Source organism: Kitasatospora cineracea (assembly GCF_003751605.1).
GTDB classification, from domain to species: domain Bacteria; phylum Actinomycetota; class Actinomycetes; order Streptomycetales; family Streptomycetaceae; genus Kitasatospora; species Kitasatospora cineracea.
The window spans coordinates 1,841,198-1,847,292 of sequence record NZ_RJVJ01000002.1 but is presented as its reverse complement, the minus strand read 5'-3'; the positions used below and the strand labels follow the sequence as shown (position 1 = coordinate 1,847,292).

The following is a 6,095-nucleotide window of genomic DNA, read 5'->3' as shown; positions in this document are numbered from 1 at the left end:
GGACGTGGTGGAGCCGGTGACCCAACGGGGTAGTAGGTGAGCGATGGGGTGACGCAGGAAGGTAGTCCAGCCCGGCGGTGGTAGTCCCGGGGTAAGGGTGTAGGACGTTGCGTAGGCAAATCCGCGCAACACGTGTCTGAGACCTGATGCCGAGCCGATTGTGGTGAAGTGGATGATCCTATGCTGTCGAGAAAAGCCTCTAGCGAGTTTCATGGCGGCCCGTACCCCAAACCGACTCAGGTGGTCAGGTAGAGAATACCGAGGCGTTCGGGTGAACTGTGGTTAAGGAACTCGGCAAAATGCCCCCGTAACTTCGGGAGAAGGGGGGCCATTGCTGGTGACGGGACTTGCTCCCCGAGCTGGTGGTGGCCGCAGAGACCAGCGAGAAGCGACTGTTTACTAAAAACACAGGTCCGTGCGAAGCCGTAAGGCGATGTATACGGACTGACGCCTGCCCGGTGCTGGAACGTTAAGGGGACCGGTTAGTCCGATTTCGGTCGGGCGAAGCTGAGAACTTAAGCGCCAGTAAACGGCGGTGGTAACTATAACCATCCTAAGGTAGCGAAATTCCTTGTCGGGTAAGTTCCGACCTGCACGAATGGCGTAACGACTTCTCGACTGTCTCAACCACAGGCCCGGTGAAATTGCATTACGAGTAAAGATGCTCGTTTCGCGCAGCAGGACGGAAAGACCCCGGGACCTTTACTATAGCTTGATATTGGTGTTCGGTTCGGCTTGTGTAGGATAGGTGGGAGACTGTGAAGCAGCAACGCCAGTTGTTGTGGAGTCGCCGTTGAAATACCACTCTGGTCGTGCTGGATGTCTAACCTGGGTCCGTGATCCGGATCAGGGACAGTGTCTGGTGGGTAGTTTAACTGGGGCGGTTGCCTCCTAAAGGGTAACGGAGGCGCCCAAAGGTTCCCTCAGCCTGGTTGGCAATCAGGTGTTGAGTGTAAGTGCACAAGGGAGCTTGACTGTGAGACTGACGGGTCGAGCAGGTACGAAAGTAGGGACTAGTGATCCGGCGGTGGCTTGTGGAAGCGCCGTCGCTCAACGGATAAAAGGTACCCCGGGGATAACAGGCTGATCTTCCCCAAGAGTCCATATCGACGGGATGGTTTGGCACCTCGATGTCGGCTCGTCGCATCCTGGGGCTGGAGTAGGTCCCAAGGGTTGGGCTGTTCGCCCATTAAAGCGGTACGCGAGCTGGGTTTAGAACGTCGTGAGACAGTTCGGTCCCTATCCGCTGTGCGCGTAGGAGTGTTGAGAAGGGCTGTCCCTAGTACGAGAGGACCGGGACGGACGAACCTCTGGTGTGCCAGTTGTCCTGCCAAGGGCATGGCTGGTTGGCTACGTTCGGGAGGGATAACCGCTGAAAGCATCTAAGCGGGAAGCCTGCTTCGAGATGAGCACTCCCACCTCCTTGAGAGGGTAAGGCTCCCAGTAGACGACTGGGTTGATAGGCCGGATATGGAAGCCCTGTGAGGGGTGGAGTTGACCGGTACTAATAGGCCGAGGGCTTGTCCTCAGTTGCTCGCGTCCACTGTGTTGTTCTGAAACAACGACCCCCGCCGGAGGGATCCGGCCGGGCGGCGACAGTTTCATAGTGTTTCGGTGGTCATAGCGTGAGGGAAACGCCCGGTTACATTCCGAACCCGGAAGCTAAGCCTCACAGCGCCGATGGTACTGCAGGGGGGACCCTGTGGGAGAGTAGGACGCCGCCGAACAATCATTGTGGGAAAGCCCCCTGACGGGAAGTCAGGGGGCTTTCTCGCGTTCCCGGGAGTAAGTGCCACCAAGGGGGGTGGTGCTAGGTCCACCTTAAAGACGGGTGGCACGGCCAATGTGCCGGCCTGGGGGGCGAGGGAGACTGAGAGCGTTGTTGGGGACGGCGTTCGACTTCTCGGGGAGTGGGTTTTGGCGACGACAGCGTGGTTCGGTGGTGGGGCTGCTCGGTCTGCGGTGGGTGAGCGGGTGCGGGTGGCGGTGCGGGCCGGCGGGCAGGCCGTGGTGATGACGGCGGCGGCGGGAGCGGGGGTGGTGGGGCCGCTGTTGGCGACGGTGTGTGCGGCGTTCGTGGCGGTGCAGCTGTTCGACCAAGGGCCGCTGGCGCTGTACGTGGCGGTGCCCGGTGCGGTTCTGGCAGGGGTGTCTTCGCTGTACTGGTTCGTGCGGCGGGGTGCGGTGTGGACGCGGCGGCGGGTGGCGCGGGAGGCGGGGGAGCCGTGGGGGGTGGTGTATTCGCCCCGGGAGGCGTTGGAGCAGGACGCGCGGGGGTTCTGGTGGACGGGGGTGTCGTACCACCGGCGGGCGGAGGTGGCGCGGTTGGTGCAGTTCGTGCGGTGGGCGGTGCGGGACCGCCAGGTGCAGCGGGAGGGGCTGTGGTGGGTGGCCAATCCGGTGGGGGTGCTGGCGCTGCTGGGGGTGCCGATGGGGCTGGTGTGGGGCGGGCTGGTGTTCATGGGGACGGCGGCGGTGGATTCGCGGCACTTCTTCGGGGTGGAGAACCACCGGGTGAACCTGCTCTTCTCCGTGGTGCTCGGCGGGGCGCTGGCGGTGGCGGGGCTGCTGGCGATGCCGTGGGCGGTGCGGGCGCACGGGGCGTTCGCGTGCCGGGTGCTGGGCGGTGGGCCGCAGCCGAGCCGGGCGCAGTTGACCGAGCGGGTGGCGCACCTGACGGAGACCCGGGCGGATGCGGTGGACGCGCAGGCCGCGGAGTTGCGGCGGATCGAGCGGGATCTGCACGACGGGGCGCAGGCGCGGCTGGTGTCGATCGGGTTGACGCTGGGGACGATCGAGCACCTGATGAGGACGGACCAGGAGGCGGCCAGGGAGCTGCTGGCAGAGGCCCGAGAGGCGTCGGCGAAGGCCCTGCAGGAGTTGCGTGACCTGGTGCGGGGCATTCATCCGCCGGTGCTGGCGGAGCGTGGGTTGCCGGACGCGGTGCGCGAGTTGGCGCTGACGGCGGTGGTGCCGACGGAGGTGACGGTGAGTCTGCCGGGGCGTCCGGAGGCGGCGCTGGAGACGGCGGTGTACTTCAGCGTGAGCGAGTTGCTGGCGAACGCGGCGAAGCACGCCCGGGCCCGGCACGCCTGGGTGGACGTGCTGTACCGGGCGGGCCGGCTGCGGGTGGTGGTGACGGACGACGGGCACGGGGGTGCGCGGATGGAGGTGGACGGTGGGCTACGGGGGATCGAGAAGCGATTGGGTACGTTCGACGGGACGATCTCGCTCGACAGTCCGGTGGGCGGGCCGACCACGATCACGATGGAGCTGCCGTGCGCGTTGTCCTCGCCGAGGACCTCTACCTCCTCCGCCAGGGTCTGACCAGGCTGCTGGAGATCCACGGGTTCACCATCGCGGCGGCGGTGGAGACCGGGCCGGATCTGCTGGCGGCGCTGCTGTCCGAGCGGCCGGACGTGGCGGTGGTGGACGTCCGGCTGCCGCCGACGCTGACGGACGAGGGGCTCCAGGCGGCGTTGGCGGCGCGCCGGGAGATCCCGGGCCTGCCGGTGCTGGTGCTGTCGCAGCACGTCCAGCAGTTGTACGCGCGGGAGTTGCTGGCGGACGGGACGGGCGGGGTGGGGTACCTGCTCAAGGACCGGGTGTTCAATGCGGACCAGTTCGTGGACGCGGTGCGGCGGGTGGCGGCCGGGGGGACGGCGATGGATCCGGACGTGATCGGCCGGCTGCTGCAGCACAGCGCGGGGTCGGAGCCGTTGCAGCGGCTGTCGCCGCGGGAGCGGGAGGTGCTGGGGCTGATGGCGGAGGGCTGTTCGAACTCGGCGATCGCGGCCCGGCTGACGGTCAGTGACGGGGCGGTGGCCAAGCACATCGCCAACATCTTCGGGAAGTTGGAGCTCGCGCCGACGGAGGACGCCAACCGGCGGGTGCTGGCGGTGCTGGCGTACTTGAACGGTGCGGCGGAGCGGCCGGCGGAGGGCTGAGCGGGGTGGCTCTCGGCCGTGCCGGGCGGGAGGGCAGAAGGGCAGGAGGACGTCGGCGGAAGGGGCGGACAGACAGGGGCCGGGCAGGCCGGAGCAGGGTCGGCGGCGGGCGGTACGGCGGTGCGCACAGTGGTGTGGACCAGTGGAGGTACGGTGCCGGTCCGGCCTGGCGACGGGGGCGAACGCCCGTACGAGTAGTATCCGGTGGGCCGAGTCTGTCAACGGCGCACCGGCATCGCGTCCTGACGCGATGACCGACGGGTGCGCCCCGGGGCGGGGACGTGTACTCGGCGGCTACAGGTCGTATACGGCAGCTGCCGAGTCCCAGGGGTTGATCAACGAATGGCACGTCCTTCCCTTACCCGCGCGCACCGGGCACTGCTGGGTGTGGTGGCCGTCGGCGCGTGCGTGATCTCGGGGATCGGTTTCGCGGGGTCGTACAACTCGGTGCGGGACCTGGCGATGGAGAAGGGCTTCGGTGCCTTCGCCTACGCCTTCCCGATCGGCGTGGACGCGGGCATCGTGGTGCTGCTCTCGCTGGACCTGGTGCTGACCTGGCTGCGGATCCCGTTCCCGCTGCTGCGGCAGACGGCCTGGCTGCTGACCGCGGCGACGATCGCGTTCAACGCGGCGGCCTCCTGGGGCGACGCGCTGGGCATGGCGATGCACGCGGTGATCCCGGTGCTGTTCGTGGTGGTGGTCGAGGCCTCGCGGCACGCGGTGGGCCGGATCGCGGCGATCACCGCGGACCGGCACATGGAGTCGGTGCGGCTGATGCGCTGGGTGCTGTCGCCGGTGCCGACGTTCCGGCTGTGGCGGCGGATGAAGCTGTGGGAGCTGCGCTCGTACGACGAGACGGTGCGGCTGGAGCAGAACCGGCTGGTGTACCGGGCGCAGCTGCGGTTCCGGTACGGGCGGGGCTGGCGGCGTTCGGCGCCGTTCCAGGCGCTGCTGCCGCTGAAGCTGGCCAAATACGGTGTCCCGCTGGACCCGACGGTGCTGGACCGGATCGACGGCCCGCTGCTGGTGCCGGGCAGTGCGGCGGCGGCCGAGCAGACGGCGCCGGCGGTGTCGGCGGGCCCGGCAGGGCCGGCCGTGGCAGCCGTGGCGGCGGGGCAGCCCGTCCAGTCCGTTCAGGCGGCGCCCGTGGCGCCGGCGGTGCGGGGCGACCGGCTGACGCCGGCTCAGCAGGCGGTTCAGGCGCAGGCGCAGGCACAGGCACAGCAGGCCGCGGCAGCGGGTGCGGCGGGTGCGGCGGAGCCGCCGGTCCAGCAGGTGCCGCAGGTGTCCGCGGCGGTGGCGGTGCCGACGCTGGCGAAGCTGGCCGCGCTGCGGCTGCGCGACCAGCAGGACCCGGAGGCGGCGCAGGCCGCGCCGGTGATCGACCCGTCCGCGGAGCTGAACGTGTGGACGGCCCGCCCGGTGCGCTCGCACGTGGCGGAGCCGGACCAGCAGGTGCACACGGCGCGGGTGCCGGGGCAGGCGTCGCCGTGGTTCAAGGCGCCGCGGCCGAGCGGGGCGGAGGACGGCCCGGAGGACCGGCCGCAGTCGGGCTACCAGCCGCCGCAGGGCGAGGCGTACCCGGAGCAGGGCGGGCGGCCGGAGGAGTACCGGCAGGTGGAGGAGTACCGGCAGGAGGAGTACCGCCCGGCGGCGAACGGGCGGGGTCCGGCGGCCCGGCAGCAGGTGCCGGTGGCGGAGGCGGCGGAGCCGATCCTGGTGCCCGGCCGGCCGATGCGGCTGGAGTCGATGATGGCGCCCGAGCCGGAGCCGCTGCCGTTCGGGGAGGAGGATGCCCCGGCGCGGCGGCCGATGGCGGGCGCGGTGGAGCCGCTCGACCCGAACGAGTGCTTCGACGCGCTGGTCAGCTACATGGAGGAGAACCAGCGGCACCCCGACGAGCGCCGGTTCGCGGAGTACCTGAGCCAGCGCGGGGTCCCGGGCTCGCGCCCGGACGGCGGCGTGACGGTGAAGGACGTCGAGAAGGTCTGGCAGGACCTGCAGGAGCGGTACATGGAGTCCGGCCGGGGCGAGTGATCCCGCGCCCCGTCCGAAGGCAGCCCCGTTCGGAGACCGCCCTGCTCGGAGGCAGCCCCGTTCAGGGGACAGCCCCGTTCGGAGATAGCCACAAACGCGTGATGGCCGTCC

General features: G+C 69.1%; 3 protein-coding genes and 2 rRNA genes. All 5 read left to right on the top strand.

Annotation, left to right across the window (positions count from 1 at the left end; all coding sequences use genetic code 11):
• A 23S ribosomal RNA gene (locus tag EDD39_RS34240) occupies positions 1-1,528 on the top strand; the annotation flags it as partial.
• An 82-nt stretch (positions 1,529-1,610) separates the two neighbouring features.
• Positions 1,611-1,727, top strand: a 5S ribosomal RNA gene (rrf, locus tag EDD39_RS34235).
• Positions 1,728-1,917: 190 nt separating this feature from the next.
• Positions 1,918-3,327, top strand: coding sequence for a sensor histidine kinase (locus tag EDD39_RS34230; RefSeq protein WP_244257413.1), 1,410 nt, complete (start codon positions 1,918-1,920; stop codon positions 3,325-3,327).
• Positions 3,279-3,947 (top strand): response regulator transcription factor, encoded by a 669-nt coding sequence (locus EDD39_RS34225; RefSeq protein ID WP_030462978.1) that lies wholly within the window; start codon positions 3,279-3,281, stop codon positions 3,945-3,947. Before EDD39_RS34230 ends, EDD39_RS34225 begins: the two co-directional genes overlap by 49 nt.
• 342 nt (positions 3,948-4,289) lie before the next feature.
• Positions 4,290-5,984: a DUF2637 domain-containing protein gene (locus EDD39_RS40455; protein ID WP_208765709.1), complete on the top strand. Its 1,695-nt coding sequence runs from the start codon at positions 4,290-4,292 to the stop codon at positions 5,982-5,984.
• Positions 5,985-6,095 lie beyond the last annotated feature (111 nt).